The sequence below is a fragment of the Streptomyces sp. G-G2 genome (assembly GCF_030063135.1).
Taxonomy (GTDB): domain Bacteria; phylum Actinomycetota; class Actinomycetes; order Streptomycetales; family Streptomycetaceae; genus Streptomyces.
Genome location: NZ_JASISO010000116.1, coordinates 1 through 2603 on the forward strand (window position 1 = coordinate 1; position 2603 = coordinate 2603).

Genomic DNA, 2603 nt, shown 5'->3' on the forward strand with positions numbered 1-2603 from the left:
CCAGACCACCTCATCCGCCGACTCCGACATGGCCTCCGTCAGATCCAATACCGCAGCGACATCATCGACGGATGCCTCGCCGCGACCGGCCTCACACCCACGACACCACGCCTACAACCTCAGTAACCGATCTCGACCACGCGTGCCCACGCGGGCGGGAGCCGCGGCACGTAGCGGGGGTCGTCCTCGTCCCACGACGCGTCGGACCGGCGGGGGAAGAGGCCCACCACCGTCCGGCACGGGGGACGGGAGGCGGGCCAGGGCGTCTGGCCGTCGGTCAGGACCACGATGACATCGGGCCGGGCCCCGGTGCGCAGGGCCATGGCGAAGCCGGTGCGCAGGTCCGTACCCCCGCCCCCCAGCAGGGGGATCCCCTCGGCGCGGCACAGCGGGTGCGCGATGCGCGCCGCCGCGTCGCAGGGGACCACCGTCACCAGGTCCCTGCGGCCGCCCACCGCACGGGAGATCGCGGCCACTTCGAGGAGCGCGCCGCCCAGTTCGGCGTCGCTGACCGAGGCCGACGTGTCGATGACCACCGTCACCCGGGGCGGCCGGCGCCGCAGGCTCGGCAGCACGGCGCCGGGCACTGCGGCCGAGCGGCGCGAGGGCCTGCCGTACGTGTAGTCCTCGCCCGCGCCGGAACCGGAGGCGGCCGAGCGGACCGCGGCGCCCAGCAGTTCCCGCCACGGCTGCGGCGGGTGGAACGCCTCGTCCGCCCAGCGCTTCCATCCCCGCGGGGTCCGGCCCGGGCCGCCCGTGATGCCCTGCGCCACCCGGAACCGGACCGCGTCCCGCTCCTGGGCGGTGAGGCCGTGCGCGCCGTCCGGTCCCAGGTCCCACTCCCGCTCCAGCCCGTCGGCGCCGCTGCCGCAGTCCAGCCAGGCCAGGTGCGCGGTACCCGGTCCGAGCCCGAACCGGCGCAGGTAGTCCTCCATGAGGAGGCCCTCGGGCAGGCCTGCGGACAAGGGATCGGCGGCGCCGTCGGGGCGGGCCAGTCCGTCGCCGTACACGTCGTCGTTGATCTCGAAGTCCGCCGCGATGTTCATCCGCAGCCGCTCCCCCGGGCCGGTCAGGCCGCGCTCCCGGGCGACCCGGTCACCGCGCCCGTGGTGGTCGCGCAGCAGGTGGGACACCTCGTGCACCCAGACCGCGGCGAGTTCCGCCGGCGGAGTACGCCGTACGAACCCCGGCGAGGCGTAGCACCGCCAGTGCCGGTCGACGGCCATCGTCGGCACCTGCCGCGACTCCACGACGTGGAGGGCGAACAGGGCGGTGGCCAGGTACGGCCGGACCCGGGTGGCCCGCAGCCGGGCGGCGTAGAGCTTGCCGAAGTCGAGCGCGCCCGCCGTCTCCGGCGCGTCATGCCGGTCGGGCGCGTCCCGAACGCCCCTCGTCATCGGCCGACCGGCACATCGGGCGTCGTACGGGCCGGGGCCGGGCCGGCCCGCCGGGAGAGGTCCACCGCTCCCGCGAGCCGCTCGATCGACGGCGGCACGTCCCAGTCGTCGTGGCGCAGCGCGGCGAGCGCGGTCGCGGGGACCACCACCAGATCGGGCGCTCCGGCCTCCACCGCCCGGGCCAGGATCACCCACGCCGCGTCCCAGCGGGATTCCTCCGGGCGCTTGCGGACCGCGTCCACCACCCCGTCCAGCACGGCCTGGCGCAGGTCCCCCCGGACGGGCAGGACGGCGGCCGCCGGGTCGGCGAGAAGCACCTCCGGGTCCGGGAGGTCCAACCGGTCCAGGCTCGCCAGGAGTTCCAGGCCCGGCCCGTCGCCCACCGTGCCCCGGACCAGCACGGACAGTACCTCCCGGGAGGAGCCCGCCGCGGTGGCGAAGGCGATCAGGCGCAGCGTCGTCTCCCAGCTCCGGGGCGAGGGCCAGGCTCCGCCCCGGCCGGTCTCGCTGGTGGGCAGCCGGTGCACGAGGGTGGGCCGGGCGGCGAGCAGCCCGCACACCGCGCGGCGCGCGAAGGCCACGGCCTCCGGCAGCCGGTCCGGGTCGAGGCGGGGCAGCGTCGCGCGGGGCCACGTTCCGCCGAGGCCGCGCACCACGACGTCGTGGTCGTGGGTCCACTGGAGGTGGACGAACCGGTTGGCCAGGGGCGGGCTCAGTTCCCAGCCGTCGGCTGCCGAGGAACGCGGATTGGCCGCGGCGACGATCCGGACCTCGGGCGGCAACCGCAGGGCGCCGATGCGGCGTTCGAGGACGAGGCGGAGCAGGGCGGCCTGGACGGCCGGGGGCGCGGTGGACAGCTCGTCCAGGAAGAGCAGCCCCCGGCCCGCGCGGACCAGGCGGACGGCCCAGTCCGGCGGGGCCATCGGGACTCCTTGGACGGCGGGGTCGTCGCCGACGATGGGCAGGCCGGAGAAGTCGGACGGTTCGTGCACGCTGGCGATCACCGTGGTGAGCGGCAGGTCCAGTGACGCGGCGAGCTGGGTCAGGGCGGCGGTCTTGCCGATCCCCGGTTCGCCCCACAGGAGTACGGGCAGGTCGGCGGCCACCGCCAGGGTCAGCGCCTCCAGTTGGCTGTCGGAGCGGGGTTCGGTGGTGGCGTCGCGGAGCAGGGTCAGCAGCTCTGCGGCCACGTCGAGCTGGGTGGCG

2 protein-coding genes and 1 pseudogene are annotated in these 2603 nt (G+C 76.2%); 1 reads left to right on the plus strand and 2 read right to left on the minus strand.

Going from position 1 to position 2603, the window contains the following annotated elements:
• Window positions 1-126 (plus strand): annotated as a pseudogene (locus QMF80_RS37780) (IS630 family transposase); the annotation flags it as partial.
• Here the strand turns inward: QMF80_RS37780 and QMF80_RS37785 are convergent.
• Together QMF80_RS37785 and QMF80_RS37790 are read right to left on the minus strand one after the other, a co-directional pair.
• Window positions 120-1397 carry a vWA domain-containing protein gene (locus tag QMF80_RS37785; RefSeq protein ID WP_283461942.1) on the minus strand — a complete coding sequence of 426 codons (1278 nt, stop codon included), beginning with the start codon at window positions 1395-1397 and terminating at the stop codon, window positions 120-122. The pseudogene QMF80_RS37780 and the gene QMF80_RS37785 overlap by 7 nt on opposite strands.
• The coding region (locus QMF80_RS37790; protein ID WP_283461944.1) for an AAA family ATPase at window positions 1394-2603 on the minus strand (1210 nt) is incomplete at its 5' end. The genes QMF80_RS37790 and QMF80_RS37785, both read right to left, overlap by 4 nt.

Excerpts from the sequence above, each read along its gene's own strand:
- QMF80_RS37785 (WP_283461942.1), bottom strand. The coding sequence starts at position 1,397 with ATGACGAGGGGCGTTCGGGACGCGCCCGACCGGCATGACGCGCCGGAG.